Consider the following 18,556-nt stretch of genomic DNA (forward strand, 5'->3'; position numbering starts at 1 on the left):
ATATAGTGAAAATCGAGTCGAAAAATAGAAATAACACTGACATATACGTTACCTATACTTATAGAAGGAATTGAATCAGAAAGGAGATAACTGAATTGGCCAGAAACCGTGTGAAAGTGCCGAAGAAACGGCGCAACCACCTTCCGTTGCGATTGAACTTATTGTTCTTTATCGTCTTCATCTTATTCGCGACACTCATTTTCCGTTTAGGCGTCGTCCAAATCGTCAACGGTGAGTTGATTGCCCGTGAAGTTCAGAAGACCGAATCAAGCAAAATCAAGTACGAGGTACCGCGCGGTAAAATCTATGACCGCAACGGCCAAGTGCTCGCCGACACCATCTCGAACTACTCGGTCATGTATCGCCGGTCGCAAGTGACGAAGACGGAAGAGCGGCTCGAAGTCGCCATCAAGCTCGCGGAAATCGTCGACGTACCGGAGAAGGACCGTAAAGTGACGGAGCGGGACCGCAAGGATTATTGGATTGCCATCGATCCGGAGCGCTCGCAAGAACGGGTCCAAAACCTGTTGGCTGATTTATCGGAAGAAGAACGGGCCGCCTTGTCGAACCAAGACGTCGACCAGTTGTTGCTCGATTCCATCACGGACGCGGAAATCACGTTTGATGATGCGACCGAAGAAATCATCGCTATCAAACATAACATGGAGTCAGGCTATGCGCTCGACCCACAAGTCATTAAAATCGGGGCGTCTCCAAAAGAAATGGCACTGATTGAAGAAAACTTGGAACTGCTCCCTGGCGTCAGTGTCGAACCGTATTATCAGCGGGATTATCCGTTCGGTGAGACGTTCCAAAGCTTCCTCGGAAGTTATCGTCAAATCCCAGCCGAGCAGCGCGCTTCGTATCAAGCGAAAGGGTATGGCTTGAATGATCGGGTCGGAACGTCTTATCTCGAACAACAGTATGAGGACGTGCTACGCGGGACCCCGGCCTATGACGTCTTCACGACGTATAAAGGGGAACCGGTCGGAGAACCGACTCGCGTTAGCGGGAACCCAGGGAAAGATATCATCTTGTCGACGGACATCGAATTCCAAAAAGAAATCGATGAGATTTTGAAGAAAGCGATTCGAGCCGGCCGCTCGGGCAGCCCGCACTTTGACCGTGCCTTCGCCGTCGTCATGAACCCGCAAACGGGTGAATTGCTCGCCCTCTCGGGACAAGAGCTCGACTATGAAACGAACGAATTCAAAGACGTCTCGACCGGGACGGTCCTGCGGGCGAGTCAAATCGGCTCGACAATCAAGGGAGCGACGGTCGCGTTCGGACTTGAAGAAGAAGTCATCCAACCGGGTGAATATATTTATGACACGCCGATTCGTATCGGTTCGTCACTCAAGTCGTCGTACCGGAACATGGGGAACATCAACGACCTTGATGCCCTCGCGTTATCATCGAACATTTATATGTTCCAAATTGCCCTGCGGCTCGCCGATTACTACTCGACCGGCCAAATCGTCGGAGAGAACGTGACCGAGGCATTCAATACGATGGAACATTACTATAAGCAGTTCGGACTCGGAATTGAGACAGGGATCGACCTCCCATATGAATCAATCGGATTCCGTAGCGTACCGGACCGTGTTACGCTCCTCATGGATATGTCGATCGGTCAGTTCATCTCATACACGCCGATTCAATTGGCGCAGTATACGTCGACGCTTGCGAACGGCGGATACCGGATTCAACCGCATCTCTTGAAAGAAATCATCGAACCTGGCTCGCTCGACGAAGCGAACAAGCAAGTCGTCAGCACGTTCCAACCGAACGCGCTCAATAAAGTCGATATTCGTGATGAATTTCTTCAACGGGCGCGCCAAGGATTCCGGCAAGGGGTCGAGAGTGGAACGTCTCGTATCCTGCAACAGACGGGAATCACGGCGGCCGGTAAGACCGGTACCGCTCAAGCGATCGCGGAAGGGCCAGATGGTCAAGCGAAGCGAAACGCGAACGGTGAACCGATTAAGACACTCAACTCGAACCACGTCGGCTGGGCGCCATATGATGACCCGGAAATCGCTTGGGCCATCATCATGCCAGGCCTCGAGGCGGAAGGGATCAACACCCGTGTCGCGCACGACATCATGAAGGCGTATTTCGACTTAGAAGACGTCCAAGCACAGATTCAATAAAGAAGTCACTTCGGTGGCTTCTTTTTTTCGTCTTTACAATTCTTTTACGTTCCGTTTATTTCTCGTTAATAGTAGTTTATTAGGATGTTAATTGTAGGACAGAACAACGAAGCCACAACACAAATCAAAGCAAACTCAAGGAGGACGTCAGAAATGTCTTGGATGAAAAAATCAGCTTTAGTCGCTTCAATCACTTCGGTGGCCATCATCGGTGCCGCGTGTGGGAATAATGAAGAAGGTGGCGGCGCAGCCGACGGTGAAGGACTTTCAGGTAAAGTCGTCATGGACGGTTCGTCAACAGTCTTCCCGATTATGGAAGCCGTAGCCGAAGAATATTCAGCTGAACAGCCAGACGTTGAAGTCACGGTCGGTGTCTCAGGTACGGGTGGCGGATTTAAACGTTTCGTAACAGGCGAGACAGACTTCTCGAACGCGTCACGTGAAATCAAAGAAGAAGAAGCGGCTGAAGCCGAGAAGAACGGTGTCGAGTATACACAACTCGCTGTCGCTCTCGACGGTCTCTCGCTCGTCGTCAACCCAGAGAACGATTGGGCTCAAGACATCACAATCGACGAACTCAACAAGATGTGGACTGACCCTAACGTGAAGACATGGAAAGACGTCCGCTCAGACTGGCCAGACGAAGAAATCTCATTCTTCTCACCAGGTAAAGACTCAGGAACGTTCGACTTCTTCAATGAAGCCGTCCTTGAAGACACGGACATTCGTGAAGACGCGCAATTGTCAGAAGATGATAACGTCCTCGTGACAGGGGTCGCCGGTACGAAAGGTGCGATCGGATTCTTCGGTTATGCGTACTACATTGAAAACCAAGATACGCTTCGTGCGATGAACGTCGAAGGCGTCGAACCGACGACAGAGACGATCAACGATCTTTCATACCCGCTCTCACGTGAGATTTACACATACGTGAACAACGCGTCATTGAAAGACAAGCCACAAGTCGCTGACTACACACGCTTCTTGAATGAAAATGCAGCAGCCCTTTCAGAAGAAGTTGGATATGTCGGAATGGAACAAGCACGATATGATGAGAACGCTGAAGTGATCGACGAGATCGCTGGCGAGTAATAGCGCAGAAGGCAGAAGGTGAGAGTCGCTCTCGCCTTCTCGCCGTGCTTTCTAGTATGAAGAGGTAGGGAGCGATACACGAGATGAATCAACCAAACAAAGGGCTGTCAATTCGAGAGATGATTGAAGCCAATAAGAAAAAGAAATATAGTACGACGAACGTGTTTGATAAAGTCATGCCGTTCTTATTATTCTTGAGCGCATTCGTTTCGGTCGTCACGACGGTCGGCATCGCGTTCACACTCGGTTTTGAACTGTTCAAGTTTTTCGAGCGCGTACCGGTCGCCGAGTTTTTAGGCTCGACCGAATGGTATCCGCTTAGTGCCGATCAACGTTTCGGCGTCTGGGCCCTCGTCATGGGGACACTCCAGATTACGGTCATTGCCATGATTGTCGCTGTACCACTCGGTTTGGCGTCGGCGATTTATTTGAGCGAGTATGCGTCTGAGCGTGCCCGCACGATTTTGAAGCCGATTCTTGAAGTGCTTGCTGGCGTTCCGACGATTGTCTTCGGATTCTTTGCCTTGTCGTTCGTCACACCGATTTTGCAAGCGTTGATTCCAGGGCTTCAAATCTATAACGCACTCAGCCCGGGAATCGTCGTCGGAATCATGATCATTCCGATGATCGCTTCGATTTCGGAAGACTCGATGAGCGCCGTCCCGAAAAAGATTCGTGATGGAGCCCTCGGCCTTGGCGCGACGCGTCTTGAAGTCGCGATTAAAGTCGTCATGCCAGCCGCGCTCTCAGGGATTATCGCCTCAATCGTCCTCGGGATGAGCCGTGCCATCGGTGAGACGATGATCGTAACAATCGCAGGTGGGTCACAACCGAACTTTGAGTTCAACCCGCTCAACGCGATTCAAACGATGACAGCTTATATTGTCCAAATCGCCAAAGGTGATGCAGGATACGGGACAATCGAATACTACAGTATCTATGCGGTCGGCGCATTGTTGTTCATCTTTACGCTCGTGATGAACTTATTCGCGAACTGGGTGACGCGCCGCTTCAGAGAGGAGTACTAATATGGCATTGCCGAACAGTGAGTTCAAGAATACGAAGAACTTGATGGACCGTGCTTCCGTTTCACAACGGATTAAGCGCCGTCTCCAATTAAATGAAATCTTTAAGTACGTCTTTTTAGCAGGGCTCGTCTTTGCCCTGCTCGTCCTATCGACATTGATTTATGATGTCGTCTCTAAAGGTGGCGGCTGGGTGAATTTGGACTTCCTCCGCAACTTCCCATCCCGTCGACCTGAACAGGCCGGGCTCTATCCAGCCTTGATTGGATCACTTTGGTTGATGATGTTGATCGTCCCGATGGTGTTTATCGTCGGTGTTGGTGCTGCGATTTATCTTGAAGAGTATGCACCAAAAAACCGTGTCACATCATTTATCGAAGTAAATATTTCAAACTTGGCCGGTGTCCCGTCAATCGTTTTCGGATTGCTCGGATTGACGATTTTTGTTCGCATTATGGAACTTGGGAACTCAATCATGGCCGGAGCTCTCACGCTCGGACTGATGAGTTTACCGATTGTTATCGTCGCGTCACAAGAAGCGCTCCGTTCCGTCAAGATGGAATTGCGCCATGCGTCGCTCGCACTCGGAGCCTCGAAGTGGCAGACGACGTTCAACGTCGTCTTGCCGTCGGCGATTCCAGGGATTATCACGGGAATCATCTTGGCCGTATCGCGAGCAATCGGGGAAACGGCCCCATTGATCATGGTCGGAGCAGCGACGTTCATTTCGACGACGCCGAGCAATGTGTTCTCTGATTTCACAGCGCTCCCGATTCAAATCTACAACTGGACGAGCCGTCCGCAAGCTGAATTCCAAAACTTGGCCGCTGCCGGAATCATTGTATTGATGACGATGTTGATCATCATGAACTCGGCTGCCATCTATATCCGTAACAAGTACACGAACCGACATTAAGTCGTAGCAGGTAACGAGGAGGACTCTCGAGATGATGAAACAAAAAGAACTCAAAGGAGATCATGAAGTGAATACAACGACGACTCAACCAACCGGAACGGTGATGCAAAAAGACAGTGCCTATGTCGTGAACAACTTGAATTTATGGTACGGCGACGATCAGGCATTGATCGACGTCAACCTCGACATCAAGAAAAATGAAGTGACGGCCATCATCGGACCGTCTGGTTGTGGGAAGTCGACGTTCATCAAGACGTTGAACCGGATGGTCGAGCTCGTGCCGTCTGTCCGTACGAACGGTGAAATCTTGTATCATGGTCGCAACATCTTTGACCGCGATTATAAAGTCGAAGATCTTCGCACGTCGGTCGGCATGGTGTTCCAACAGCCGAACCCGTTCCCGAAATCGGTGTATGACAACGTGGCGTACGGGCCACGTACACACGGCATCAAAAACAAAAAAGTACTCGATGAAATCGTCGAGCGCTCGCTTCGCGGCGCCGCGATTTGGGATGAAGTGAAAGATCGCTTGAACGAGAACGCCTATGGCCTCTCGGGAGGACAGCAGCAACGTCTCTGTATTGCCCGCACACTCGCCATCGAACCGGACGTCATCCTCATGGATGAGCCGACATCAGCACTCGACCCGATCTCGACATTAAAAGTCGAAGAGCTCGTCCAAGAGTTGAAAGAGCAGTACTCGATTATCATCGTCACGCACAACATGCAGCAAGCAGCTCGTGTATCGGATAAGACGGCGTTCTTCTTGAACGGAGAAGTCGTTGAGTTCGATGCGACCGATAAAATCTTCTCGAATCCAACGGACAAACGGACTGAAGATTACATTTCTGGCCGGTTCGGTTAAGAAGGGGAGACAATCATGGCACAAAATCGCACATTTTTTGATACGAAGTTAAACGAATTAGAAGACAAGGTCGTTCGCTTGGCGAATTTGACGATGCGTCAAACCGCTACGGCCATCGAAGTGCTTGAAAAACATGACCTCGTACTCGCTCAGACGGTCATCGACAACGACAACGAACTCGATGACCTCGAGCTCGAAATCAATGACGAGGCGATTCTGTTGATCGCGAAACAACAACCGGTCGCGACCGACCTTCGTCGTTTGATCGTGACGATGAAGTCGGCGACAGACCTTGAGCGCATCGCGGACTATGCGACGAACATCGCCAAAGCCGTTGCGCGCATCGAGCACGTCCCGTACGTGTTAGACATCAAGCCGCTCAAACAGATGGCCGAGCAGTTGATTGACATGCTCGAGCTGGCGACTCGCGCTTATCGTAAAGGCGAGGTCAGCCGGGTGCGTGACTTGAACGAGATGGACAAAGTCATCGATGACTTGAACTTGCAGGTCATCAAACAATACATGGGATCTGTGCCGACGATGGCTGTCGGGACGAACGATGTCTATGAGTTTTCGAACATCGCCCGCTATTTAGAACGCATGGGCGATCACGTGACGAATTTCGGGGAACATCTCATTTTCCTCGAAAAAGGGAAACATTATGATTTAAACCAGTAAGAAGAGTGGTAAAGAACAACAGACCAGTTGTTCTTTACTTTTTTTTGTGCAGGAATTCACGGGTTGGAGGCGAATAGTAGAACACATGGATTTTTTTTAGGAAGGGAGCCACAAATAGATGGAAGAGAAAATCGTTTCCTTGAAACAACAAGGACTAACGTTAAAACAGATTGCAGAACAATTAGACATGCCGATCGGGAAAGTCCAGTACGCTTGGCGCAAATGGCGTTCCCAACACGGTGAACCAGCCAAGCCGGTAGCCGCCGCTCCAAAACGAAAGACCGAAGGGAAGAAAGCAATGACACCGAAATCGAAGCAAGTACCCGCCTCATCTGGGACGCAGGTCGCTTCGACGCTGCAACATGAGCTGCCAGTCCAATCACCGCTTCTAGATAAAGGCCCAGATGGGTTCTGGAAGCTCCCTGACCGTTATGATCAAGATTTGATGCATGCGGTCGTTCAATCGCCGAACGCCGTCTACGTCTTTTGGGAGGTTTCTGACAGCGTCAAGGAGACGTTGTCGATGCAGTTCATGCGTCCGTGGGAAGATTTGCCGAAGGCGTTCCGTATCCTCGACATCACGTTGCTTGATTACGCGAGCGGGCATGCGAACCGATCGTATACGTTCGAATTACCGGAGATGACGAACAGTTGGTTCGTTCGGCCACTCGATCCGAACACGACGTATGTGTTCGAGTTTGGGATTCGGACGATGGAAGGGGAGTTTCTTCCGTTGCTCGCATCTTCACCGATTGATACGCCACGTGCGGAGCCAGCCGGCCATGGTCGTTTCGCTGAACCGGTACGACGTTGGCAATACGGGGAAGTCGAGTCTCCTGAACTGCTCGACACGCTACCTAAATATTCTGCATACCGATTCGTGCGCTGAGGAGGATTTATTTGATGAAACCAGGTTATTTTTCACTCGTCCTTCATGCCCACCTTCCGTACGTGCGACATGAAGAGAAACACCGCTTAGAAGAGAGATGGGTGTATGAAGCCATCTCCGAGACATATATCCCGATTCTTTGGCAAATCGACCGTCTGCAAAAGCCGCTTCATTGGACGGTCAGCATTTCACCGCCCGTCGTCGAGATGCTCGCCGACCCGCTCGTCCAGGACCGTTACGTGGAACATTTGGATGAGATGCTCGAATTGATTGAGATTGAGCTCGCCGAAGGACGGAGCGAACAGGAAGTTGAGACGCTCCATTTTTATCGCGGGCGCTACACCGATTTGAAAACAACGTTCCTGCATTGGGAAAAGAACTTGAACCATGCGTTCCGTACATATCGTGAGCAAGGGTTCATCGATATGGTCACATGTACGGCGACGCACGGCTTCAACCCGCACTTGTTCACGGAGCAGGCCGCCCGCACGGAAATCCGTACCGGTTTGAACTGTTTCGAGCGTCATTACGGGTTCCGCCCGACCGGCATTTGGTTGCCGGAGTGTGCCTATACGCCGGGTGTCGACCGCATCTTGTACGAGGAAGGCGTTCGTTATACGTTCGTCGATGAGCACGCTTTACTCGATGCCGACCCTACTCCGGACAAGGGGATTGGCGCACCGGTCTACTCGCCGCATGGCGTCGCCTTGTTCCCGCGTGACCAAATCATCTCCGGGAAGATTTGGAGCTCGATGATCGGGTATCCGGGCCATCCTGACTATCGCGAGTTTTATCGTGACCTCGCCTATGACCGCGACTGGGCGTATATTGAAAAGTTCATGCACCCAGAAGGGATTCGATTCGATACCGGTCTGAAGATGCACCGCATCACGGGCGACTCGGATGAGAAAGACTATTATGTCCGCGCCTGGGCCGAACATCAAATCGACAACCACGCCCTCGATTTTGCGCAGACGCTCGAAGGGCATCTCGAGGCCCATGGTGGACAAATGTTCCCGCCGTTCCTCGTGACGGCACCGTTCGATGCCGAGTTGTTCGGACATTGGTGGTTTGAAGGACCTGAATTCCTCGGAAAGGTCGCCGAGCGGCTCGAAGAGTTCGGAATCGAGACGATTACGCCGGCCCTGTTCCTCGAGCGCCACTTCCAAGACCTCGAGACAGTACACGTCTCGATGAACACGTGGGGGCGTAAAGGTTATGGTGATGTGTGGATCAACGAGCGCAACGAATGGATGCTCCGCCACTTGCACATGATGGAAACACAACTCGTCAAAGACGTGGCCGATTATCGTCACGCCTCACCGCTCGTCGATCGGGCGCTCATTCAACTCGTGCGACATTACGTCCTCGCCGTATCGAGTGACTGGGCCTTCATACTCGACGGACAGACGACGGCCCAATATGCAGCCGAACGCTTCCGCGAGCACACACGCCTGTTCGCTGAGCTCGAGACGGCACTGTATCAAGACAAGTTATCGGATGAACTGCTCGCCGACCATTATCGCGCGTATCCGTTCCTTGATGATGTGGACATTGACATCGACACGTTCCTGTCTCCGCACGACTATTACGTGACTGAGGAACGTGGCAGTGAAGGCGAGGCGATTCTCGTCTTGACGCCAGAATATACAGGCAACGTCGTCGGTGATCTCGGACGCCGTGTCATCGACGAGGTCGAAGCCCGGGCGGCGGAAGGCGAGATGGTGTACGTCTTGACCCCGTTCAAGGAAGGGTTACCGGAGTATGAACGTCACAACCACGTCCACGTGTACCGCGTCCGTCTGACGAGCCCGTTCTTGGAGCACGTGATGAACCAAGTCGCGGCCCAAAACGTGGCGTACGTCAAACTTGCGCATGAGCTCGTGGCCAAAGTTCCGTTCAAAGCGATCCATCAATTTGATTGGATGACGATTCCTGCGGCACGTTCGCTTGCGAAAGCACTACAAGTTCCGTTATACTCAACTATGTTGTCCTTTGAAACGACCCGCAATCCGCACGGACACGGCGGTCTGTTCGACGCGATTCACCGAATCGAGAACAGCGTCCTCGCTGAAGCCGACACGGTGTACATCTGCGAACAACTATCGACTGAGGAAGTCGGAATGCGCTATGCGATTGGTGATAACGTAAAAACCTGCCTGCCGCTCGATGCTTCGCCATACGGGCAAAAACGTTTGAAAAAGAACACGAAATAACCTTGCTTTTTCAAATAAAAATTGGTAGGATAATTGAGTATGCTTAGACTGTAAAGCAAAAGCACTTGATACAACATTAGTAAGATGGGAGTGAAAGAAATGCGCGTTAAAATCACACTAGCTTGCACAGAAACAGGCGATCGCACGTACATCACGAAGAAAAACAAACGTAACAACCCAGAGCGCCTCGAATTGCGCAAATACAACCCACGTCTCCGTCGTCACACGCTTTACCGCGAAGTGAAATAATGAGACTGGCCGTCACTCATGTGGCGGCCTTTTTTTTGAACAAGGGGGAATTGAAGTGATTGAAAAGAAACAACTTCGGCAAGACGTACATCGTCAAATCCGTGAACTCGACGACAGGTCGGACCGGGACCGCGTCATCATACATACATTGACCGAACTGAAGGCGTGGCAAGAGGCTGATACGGTGGCTGTCACGCTCGCCCTCGATTTAGAGATTGATACGTTGCCGCTCATCCGCTTAGCATGGAAGGCAGGAAAATCGGTGTTTGTGCCGAAAGTTACGAAACAGGGACTCACGTTCCATGAGATTCATTCGCTAGAAGACCTCGAGCCGGGCGTCATGAATATATTGGAGCCGACGACTGAAGCGACGATGCGCTCGATTGACGTCTGTATCGTCCCCGGCCGCGTGTTTGACCGGTCCGGCTATCGAATCGGATGGGGAGGCGGCTACTATGATCGCTACCTCGCCACGTACAAAGGGACGACCATCGCGTTGGCCTATGACGTTCAACTGCTCGATGAGATCCCGATTGAGCCACACGACATTCCTGTCGAATTCATCGTGACGGAAAGGGAAACGATTTTATGTTCGCCATCTTCGTTGTAACTTGTCTGGTGGCCTTTGCCGGCTATCGATTGCGCTCGTTGACCCGCTCCGGTGCCGTCTTGACGGTCGTGACGGGGACGGTCATCGGCTACGGTTTCGGTTGGTTCGGGCTCTATTTACTCGGTGTCTTCTTCTCGACATCGTCGCTCGCCTCGAAATATCGTGCCCGGGACAAGGCGCCTGTCGATGAGATTGTTGAGAAATCGGGTCCCCGTGATTTCGTACAAGTGCTCGCCAATGGGGGCGTCGGCATGGTGACGGCGCTTGGAATGATTCTTGCGCCAAACGACGCCTGGTTATTCGCCTATGTCGCCTCGATTGCCGCGGCGACGAGTGATACGTGGGGATCTGAGTTCGGCGTCCTCGCCAAGCAGAAACCGCGCTCGATTCGGACGTTCCGTGAAGTCGAACCGGGAACGAGTGGTGGGGTGTCCGTGTTCGGTACGGTCATGTCGATTGTCGGGGCCACGGTCATCATCCTCGCCTCGCTTCCATTTATCGAGATCGATGTGACGTTCGCGCTCGTCTTGATTGCTCTCGGATTGAGCGGCAGCGTCGTCGACACTTTGTTAGGGGCCACGGTGCAACGGAAATATCGATGCCGTGTGTGCGGCAAATTGACCGAGAAGAAAATGCATCATCGTGAGCCGACGGCTTATGTGTCGGGCTGGCGTTTTCTCGGCAATGACGCCGTCAACTTTTTGTCGATCGCCGCGGCCGCGACGATTAGTTTCCTCTTGTTACGATGAGGGTAGTACAGAAAATGTAGATGTTTCAAACGAATGTGAATTTTGTCACAATATCGCCAAAGTGAAAACGGTTTCCCTAGTAGTGAGTGTTTGTGAATGATGTTACAATCTTTATGTAACAGACATAACAAAAACATGAAACAGATTGTTCGAAGGGTGGAGAATCAATATGGAAACATTAAATCATGCAAAAGTAACACGCGTCGCGCTCGTTGGGGCCGGAGCGGTCGGTGCCAGCTTTGCGTACCAATTGACGACAGCAAGTCTTTGTGAGGAACTCGTCATTATCGACATCAACAAATCGAAGGCGGAAGGCGAAGCGATGGACTTGAACCACGGCGTCTCGTTCGCTTCTTCACCGATGCGCGTCTGGGCAGGGGACTATACGGACTGTGGTGCAGCAGATATCGTCGTCATCACTGCCGGTGCTCCGCAAAAACCGGGTGAAACTCGCCTCGACCTCGTCGAGAAGAACGCCAAAATCATGAAATCGATGATTGGGGACATCATGGCATCTGGATTCGACGGCATCATCATCATCGCCTCGAACCCGGTCGACATCATGACACATTTGGCTTGGAAATACTCAGGTTTACCGAAACACCGCGTGTTCGGATCAGGAACGGTACTCGATACGTCACGTCTCCGTTACATGCTCGGTGACTATTTCAACGTCGATCCACGCAACTGCCACGCCTACATCATGGGTGAGCACGGAGACACGGAATTCGCGGCCTGGAGCAACGCCCGCATCTACGGGAAGTCGGTCGAGCAGTTGCTTGAAGAGAACGACGAGTATACATGGGAAGACCTCGAAGACATCTACGTCAACGTTCGGGACGCGGCGTACCACATCATCGAGCGCAAAGGCGCGACGTACTACGCCATCGGCCTCGGTTTGCTCCGTCTCGTCAAGGCTGTGCTCCGTAACGAGAACACGTTGTTGACGGTCGGCGCACATTTAGATGGTGAATACGGCTTGAACGATATCCATATCGGTGTACCGGCCATCATCAACCGCCAAGGAGTCCGTCAAGTCGTGGAAATCGAGTTGTCAGACGAAGAAAAACAAAAGATGCATCATTCGGCAGAAGTGTTATTGAAAACGATGCAACCTGTCTTATAAGAACGATTACTCGTTCTGTCATGACCGTAGTTGGCTCCCGCCACTACGGTTTTTTTGTGGACCGACGGAAGAGCGGGGCAGATTGGGGCGATGCTCGATTTTGTCGTCCTGCCTAAATTCCTTTAGAATGAAAGTATAGAAGGAGGTGAGCCAACATGACAGAACCAGCTTGTTTTTGGGAAGATGTATATCGTGCCGTCGAAGCAGGAGGACGCATCGAGGGCGTCTTAGAGCCGTCGCGGGCACTTTTATTGTTCGACACGAAAGCGGGGGATGTCTATCACCTCTACATACGGACAGATAAGGCGTGGGCGAACCATGTCGCCTTGGACGTCGAGGCGGTCATGAACTCGTTTCGCTTGGCCCGAATCGGCCGCGAGAAGCTCCATGTCCACATTTATGGTGACCCGCTCGTCGATGAAGAGCGTCTGTCGTCGCTCACGTTCCCGATTGCGGCAAAAGTGAAGCTCGAGATGCGGCCGTGCGCCGAAACGGAAACGTCATATCGCCCGCGTGCCGTCGCCCTCGACCAACAACGGAAAAATGAACTGAAGCAACGGTTCGCCTTTGGGAAGCCTCAGTTCGTCTATGCGCTCATGTTCGTGACGTTCCTCGTCATGTGGTTCGCCGAATCAATCGGCTCGACGCTCGATCCGAACACGCTCATCCGCTTCGGTGCGAAAGTGAATCCTCTCATCGACGAAGGAGAATGGTGGCGTCTGATCACACCGATGTTCCTTCATATCGGTTGGTTCCATTTCGCCATCAACATGTTCGCGCTCTGGTCACTCGGCCCGCTCGTGGAACGGATGTACGGGTCGACGCGTTTCGCCACCATTTATCTGTTGGCAGGTGTCATCGCCACGGTCGCCTCGTATGCGTTCAGCGAAGCCATCTCGGCCGGCGCGTCCGGGGCATTGTTTGGGCTTGTCGGCGCACTGCTCTATTTCGGACTGCGCGACCGCTCCTTATTTATGAAGACACTCGGCCCTCCACTGTTTATTATGTTAGGATTAAACGTGGGACTCGCTTTCGTCCTTGGCGCTAGTTTGGACCATTCCGCACACGCGGGTGGACTCGTCGGGGGCTTTCTGATGGCGGGAGTGGTCGGCTTACCGGATGAACATGTGAAGAAACGTCGCCTGCTATTTGCGGGGCTCGTGTTCGTGGCGTCCGGCATATTATTTTGGCTCGGCTACAATCGATGACAAAGGAGTAAGGGTATGATTGAAACGTTGAAGCAATTGGTTGAAATTCCAAGTCCGTCCGGGATGACGGACGAGGCGATCGGATTCGTCGAACAAGAACTGACGGCACTCGGGATCCCCACGAAACGCTTGAACAAAGGGGCGCTTCTGGCGACATTTGAGGGCAAATCGAATCGAGCCCGCCTGTTGACGGCCCATGTCGATACGCTCGGCGCGATGGTGAAAGAAATCTTGCCGAGCGGCCGCTTGCGCTTGACGCAAGTCGGCGGATACGCCTGGACCGCAATCGAAGGGGAGAACTGTCTGGTTCATGCCGAGACGGGTGCGCCGATTGAAGGAACGATTCTCATTCATCAATCGAGCGTCCATGTCTATAAGGATACGAATAGCGCCGAACGGACGGCGTCAACGATTGAAGTGCGCTTGGACGCGGACGTCCATACAGCCGAAGACGTAAGGGCCCTCGGTATCGAGGTCGGGGACTTCGTCTCATTCGACCCGCGCTTCCGTCAGACCGACGCCGGTTATATCAAATCACGTCATCTCGATGACAAGGCGTCCGTTGCCATCTTGCTCGATTTGGCGAAAGATCTGGTCGAGGCGGAGTTGCCACACCCGGTCCATTACTTGATCTCGAACTATGAAGAGGTCGGGTTCGGGGGCAACGCCGGAATTCCCGAAGCGGTGACTGAATATATCGCTGTCGATATGGGTGCGCTCGGGGACGGGCAACACTCGGACGAGTATACAGTTTCGATTTGTGCGAAAGATTCGTCAGGCCCGTATGATCTCGGGTTGCGCCGTCAATTCACCGCGCTATGCCGTAAACATGACATCGCCCATAAAGTCGATATCTATCCGTACTATGGATCGGACGCCTCGGCTGCAATCGGAGCCGGCTACGATGTGCGCCACGCGCTCGTCGGACCAGGCATCGAGTCAAGCCATAGCTATGAGCGGACGCATCTCAAATCGCTCGAAGCGACCCGGGAACTGCTGTACCGTTTCGTGCTCACCGCGATGGAGGACGAACGATGAAAAATTTTTATGACGTCCAGCAATTTTTGAAATCGTTCGGCACGATCATTTATATCGGTGAGCGCGATGCCGAAATCGGGCTCATGATGATGGAACTCGATGAGTTGCATGCGGGCGGAATGATTGAACAACGGGAATATGATACGGCCAAGATTATTTTGACCCATGAACTGAAAAATTCAAGAGATTGACAGAAAAACCCCTAGTGCAAAGGTTTGCACTAGGGGTTTAATAGTGTAAACTATGGGATGAAAGCGATTTAATCGAGACGAGGAGTGGAACACATGAAGTGGTTATTAGGAATCGACATTGGTGGAACGACGGTGAAGATGGCCGTCCTCGATATGAACGGGATTATTTCTGACAAGTGGGAGATTACAACGGATATTCGTGAGAACGGGGTACATATTCCGACTGATATTGCCTCTTCATTCGAAGCCTATTTAGAAACGTCGGGCAAAGCGAAGCAAGATTTCGCAGGAGCGGGCATCGGGGCACCAGGCTTTATCAACTTTTCAGAAGGTGTGGTCGAATATTCACCAAACATCGGTTGGAAAAACTTTGCGCTCGTCAGCGAGTTCGAGAAAGCGGTCGGTTTGCCGGCCGTCTTAGAGAATGACGCCAACGCTGCCGCACTCGGTGAAATGTGGAAAGGGGCAGGCGAAGGCGCATCAGAACTGCTCGCCATCACGCTCGGCACAGGCGTCGGCGGCGGTGTCATCACGAACGGCAATATCGTCCACGGGGCTGCAGGTATGGCTGGGGAAATTGGCCACATCACGGTTGAACGTGACGAGTCGAAAGCCGTCATGTGTGGCTGCGGCCGTAAAGGTTGTATCGAGACGATTGCTTCGGCCACCGGGGTCGCCCGTCTGGCGCTCCAAAAACGTAAAGGTCGGACGACATCGTTGAACGAACTGAACGAAGTGACAGCACGCGACGTGTTCGAAGCGTATAAAGCGAATGATGTCGTCGCGACAGAAGTCGTGAACGAGATGACCGAATATCTTGGATTGACGATTTCGAATATCGCCAACACGTTGAACCCGAAAATGATTGTCATCGGCGGAGGCGTCTCGAAAGCACGCGAAGCACTCCTCGAGCCGCTCGACGAGCAGTTCAAACGGTTCGCCCTCGAGCGCGTCTATGCGTCGACGGCGTTCAAAATCGCGGAACTCGAGAACGATGCGGGTGTCATCGGTTGTGCGTGGCTCGCTCGTAAACACTTTATCCCGACTCGTGTATAACGTTTGTCCATGTACGCCTGCGATTTGACGCAGGCGTGTTTTTTATTTGGAACGGGTATGGGATAATGTAAAATTTGTAATGACGGAGTTGATTTTTTGTTAAAAAAGGGGTAAGATTTGGACTTGATACCGGACTGTTATCGTACGTGAAATGGATAACAAGCCAATTGGCCTTATAAAAAAATAGGGGGACGCGAATCAGTTGATCTCGTCGCCCGTTGAACAGAGGAGGAGGCCGTCAGATGAAGTCATCTCAGAGCTTCTCGAAGCTTACTATGCGACTGAATGATACGGTCCGCGCTTCGTTTCATGAATATCGGTTATTTTGGATTTTCTCGCTATTACTTTGGACGAAGACGTACGTAGTTTACCAATTTTTCTTCAATATCCCGATTGAAAACACCGCTCAGGCATTCATTCTGCTGATCAACCCGATCAGCTCCACTCTATTCCTATTCGCGTTCAGTTTCTTCTTTAAAGGAAATAAGCAGAAATGGGTCTTGTACATGCTGTATGCCGCAGCATCGTTCATCTTGTTTGCGGATGCCGTTTATTACCGCGAGTTTACCGACTACTTGACGATGCCGGTCATCTTGCAACCGTCGAACATGGAGACGTTGTCGACATCGTTCACGTCACTGTTGGAATGGAAAGATTTGATTATCCTCGGGGACGTGCTCGTCTTGCCGTTCATCCTATGGCGCATCAACGCGACAGCGACGGCTGCCTCTCATCGGAGAGCGCTCGTGACATTCGCGACGGCCGTCGTCGTGTTCTTGTTCAACTTGTCGCTCGCTGAAACAGAGCGTCCGGAACTGTTGACTCGTTCGTTCGACCGGGAACTGTTGGTCAAGAATATCGGGACGTTCAACTTCCACGTCTACGATGCGATGCTTCAAACGAAAACGTCGGCCCAGAAGGCGATGGCTGACGGGTCAGAACTCGCCAAAATCGAGAAGTACACCCGTCAACACTATGCAGCACCGAACCCGGACTACTTCGGGAAGTATAAAGGCAAGAACGTGGTCGTCGTCTCGTTCGAGTCGGCCCAAAACTTCACGCACAACATGAAAGCGTCGAACGGCGAGTACATCACACCGAACTTGAACAAACTGATCGAAGAGTCCCACTACTGGCCGAACTATTACCATACGGTCGGCCAAGGGAAGACGTCGGATGCCGAGTTCGCACTCGACAACTCGCTATACGGACTTCCGCGTGGTGCCGTCTACTTCACGAACGCCGATAATGAGTATCAGGCACTCCCTGAATTGATTAAGGAAGACAATTACTACTCGGCCGTGTTCCATGCGAACAACAAATCGTTCTGGAACCGGGACTTGATGTATAAAAACATCGGCGTCGACCAGTTCTTCGATGAGAAGAGCTATGACCTCGGCAACCCCGAGGACATGACGGAGTGGGGACTGCTCGATGACAGCTTCTTCGAACAGTCGATTCCGATGCTCGAAGATCTGCCGGAACCGTTCTATGCGAAGTTCATCACGCTCACGAACCACTTCCCGTACACGATGCCGAGCGAGGACTACGAACTCGTGCCGAAATTCGAGACGAGTTCGACGACACTCAACAACTTCCCACAAGCGCTCGCGTATCAAGATTATGCGCTCGGCTTGTTCATCGACGAGTTGAAGGCGAACGGCATGTGGGACGACACGATTTTCGTCGTCTACGGTGACCATTACGGAATCTCGACGAACCATAACGACGCCATGGCCGACTTGCTCGGCAAAGACGAGTTGACGCCATACGACGTCGCCAAGCTCCAGTCCGTCCCGTTCGCGGTTCATCTACCGGGCCAAGACAAGGGTGAAGTGCACGAGACGATCGGCAGTCATGTCGACATGAAGCCGACGATCTTGCACTTGCTCGGGATCGACACGTCGGACACGGTAGGTTTCGGAAGTGACTTGTTATCGGAAGACCGGACGAGCCGCGCCATCTTCCGGGATGGCACCGTCATCACCGACGAATACGTCTGGACGCAATCGACATGCTATGACGCTTCGAGCGGTGAAGTCGTTGAGGACGTCTCGCTCTGTGGACCGGATAGCGCAGAAGCAGAGAAGATTCTCCAAATGAACGATGATTTGATTTACTCAGATTTGCTCCGCTTCAAAGAGCAGACCGAACAATAACAAATAGCGCCGTCCCGCTTAGCCGGGACGGCGCTATTTGTTATACAAAAAAAGACGACCAGAGTCGTCTTCGTGCTCATTAGCTTGGGATTCCACCGTAAATCAATGTCGCGACGCCGAAAAATCCGAATACGAGTACAGTGACCGCGGCGAAAGCAAGTGGAAAGAATTGGCGCTTCTTAAACGAACGGGCCATTCCCCAGATTGCAACGAGTGCAACGATGAGCGAGATCCATCCAAATGGTTCATACAAATGCATGACGAGTTCCCCCTTTATTATACGTCATGAAATTCATAAAAATTTCACTGAAATATCATTATTATTTTATCCGATAA

General features: G+C 51.9%; 18 protein-coding genes. 17 read left to right on the plus strand and 1 reads right to left on the minus strand.

The annotated features are described in order from the left end of the window. The first annotated feature begins 95 nt into the window (after window positions 1-95). From KNP82_RS05160 to KNP82_RS05240, 17 genes are all read left to right on the plus strand, one after another. Window positions 96-2,153 (plus strand): peptidoglycan D,D-transpeptidase FtsI family protein, encoded by a 2,058-nt coding sequence (locus KNP82_RS05160; RefSeq protein WP_198662263.1) that lies wholly within the window; start codon window positions 96-98, stop codon window positions 2,151-2,153. Between the two features lie 153 nt (window positions 2,154-2,306). After that, window positions 2,307-3,245 (plus strand): PstS family phosphate ABC transporter substrate-binding protein, encoded by a 939-nt coding sequence (locus tag KNP82_RS05165; RefSeq protein WP_214827262.1) that lies wholly within the window; start codon window positions 2,307-2,309, stop codon window positions 3,243-3,245. Window positions 3,246-3,328: 83 nt separating this feature from the next. After that, on the plus strand, window positions 3,329-4,273 hold the full coding sequence (gene pstC, locus KNP82_RS05170) for a phosphate ABC transporter permease subunit PstC (protein WP_021065724.1): 945 nt from the start codon (window positions 3,329-3,331) through the stop codon (window positions 4,271-4,273). A 1-nt stretch (window position 4,274) separates the two neighbouring features. Beyond that, the gene (gene pstA / locus KNP82_RS05175; protein ID WP_058763923.1) at window positions 4,275-5,186 is read left to right on the plus strand and encodes a phosphate ABC transporter permease PstA; all 912 of its coding nucleotides are present in this window, start codon (window positions 4,275-4,277) and stop codon (window positions 5,184-5,186) included. A 103-nt stretch (window positions 5,187-5,289) separates the two neighbouring features. After that, window positions 5,290-6,051 (plus strand): phosphate ABC transporter ATP-binding protein PstB, encoded by a 762-nt coding sequence (gene pstB / locus KNP82_RS05180; protein ID WP_251026185.1) that lies wholly within the window; start codon window positions 5,290-5,292, stop codon window positions 6,049-6,051. A 15-nt stretch (window positions 6,052-6,066) separates the two neighbouring features. Continuing rightward, complete coding sequence (gene phoU / locus KNP82_RS05185) at window positions 6,067-6,729, plus strand: phosphate signaling complex protein PhoU (protein ID WP_021065727.1); 663 nt, start codon at window positions 6,067-6,069, stop codon at window positions 6,727-6,729. Window positions 6,730-6,847: 118 nt separating this feature from the next. Beyond that, window positions 6,848-7,618, plus strand: coding sequence for a DUF4912 domain-containing protein (locus KNP82_RS05190; RefSeq protein ID WP_021065728.1), 771 nt, complete (start codon window positions 6,848-6,850; stop codon window positions 7,616-7,618). A gap of 14 nt (window positions 7,619-7,632) precedes the next feature. Next, the gene (locus KNP82_RS05195; protein WP_214827264.1) at window positions 7,633-9,834 is read left to right on the plus strand and encodes a 1,4-alpha-glucan branching protein domain-containing protein; all 2,202 of its coding nucleotides are present in this window, start codon (window positions 7,633-7,635) and stop codon (window positions 9,832-9,834) included. 84 nt (window positions 9,835-9,918) lie between these two features. Next, window positions 9,919-10,083, plus strand: a complete 165-nt coding sequence (rpmG, locus tag KNP82_RS05200) for a 50S ribosomal protein L33 (RefSeq protein WP_255313299.1) — start codon at window positions 9,919-9,921, stop codon at window positions 10,081-10,083. 55 nt (window positions 10,084-10,138) lie between these two features. Continuing rightward, window positions 10,139-10,693: a 5-formyltetrahydrofolate cyclo-ligase gene (locus KNP82_RS05205; protein WP_021065730.1), complete on the plus strand. Its 555-nt coding sequence runs from the start codon at window positions 10,139-10,141 to the stop codon at window positions 10,691-10,693. Continuing rightward, complete coding sequence (locus KNP82_RS05210; protein ID WP_058763916.1) at window positions 10,672-11,442, plus strand: DUF92 domain-containing protein; 771 nt, start codon at window positions 10,672-10,674, stop codon at window positions 11,440-11,442. Before KNP82_RS05205 ends, KNP82_RS05210 begins: the two co-directional genes overlap by 22 nt. Window positions 11,443-11,611: 169 nt before the next feature. Further along, entirely contained in the window at window positions 11,612-12,568 is a 957-nt protein-coding gene (locus KNP82_RS05215) for an L-lactate dehydrogenase (RefSeq protein ID WP_021065732.1), read from the plus strand. Between the two features lie 155 nt (window positions 12,569-12,723). Next, window positions 12,724-13,776, plus strand: coding sequence for a rhomboid family intramembrane serine protease (locus KNP82_RS05220; RefSeq protein ID WP_131471267.1), 1,053 nt, complete (start codon window positions 12,724-12,726; stop codon window positions 13,774-13,776). 15 nt (window positions 13,777-13,791) lie between these two features. After that, window positions 13,792-14,814: a M42 family metallopeptidase gene (locus KNP82_RS05225; RefSeq protein ID WP_131471266.1), complete on the plus strand. Its 1,023-nt coding sequence runs from the start codon at window positions 13,792-13,794 to the stop codon at window positions 14,812-14,814. Beyond that, window positions 14,811-15,005, plus strand: a complete 195-nt coding sequence (locus KNP82_RS05230) for a YqgQ family protein (RefSeq protein WP_021065735.1) — start codon at window positions 14,811-14,813, stop codon at window positions 15,003-15,005. Before KNP82_RS05225 ends, KNP82_RS05230 begins: the two co-directional genes overlap by 4 nt. A 93-nt stretch (window positions 15,006-15,098) precedes the next feature. Further along, the gene (locus tag KNP82_RS05235; protein ID WP_131471265.1) at window positions 15,099-16,061 is read left to right on the plus strand and encodes an ROK family glucokinase; all 963 of its coding nucleotides are present in this window, start codon (window positions 15,099-15,101) and stop codon (window positions 16,059-16,061) included. Window positions 16,062-16,303: 242 nt separating this feature from the next. After that, window positions 16,304-18,220: an LTA synthase family protein gene (locus KNP82_RS05240; RefSeq protein ID WP_214827266.1), complete on the plus strand. Its 1,917-nt coding sequence runs from the start codon at window positions 16,304-16,306 to the stop codon at window positions 18,218-18,220. Between the two features lie 79 nt (window positions 18,221-18,299). Here the strand turns inward: KNP82_RS05240 and KNP82_RS05245 are convergent, their stop codons facing one another. Beyond that, window positions 18,300-18,479, minus strand: a complete 180-nt coding sequence (locus tag KNP82_RS05245) for a DUF2759 domain-containing protein (RefSeq protein WP_021067729.1) — start codon at window positions 18,477-18,479, stop codon at window positions 18,300-18,302. Window positions 18,480-18,556: the final 77 nt, after the last annotated feature.

This window comes from Exiguobacterium sp. s26 (assembly GCF_018618235.1).
Classification (GTDB): domain Bacteria; phylum Bacillota; class Bacilli; order Exiguobacteriales; family Exiguobacteriaceae; genus Exiguobacterium; species Exiguobacterium chiriqhucha.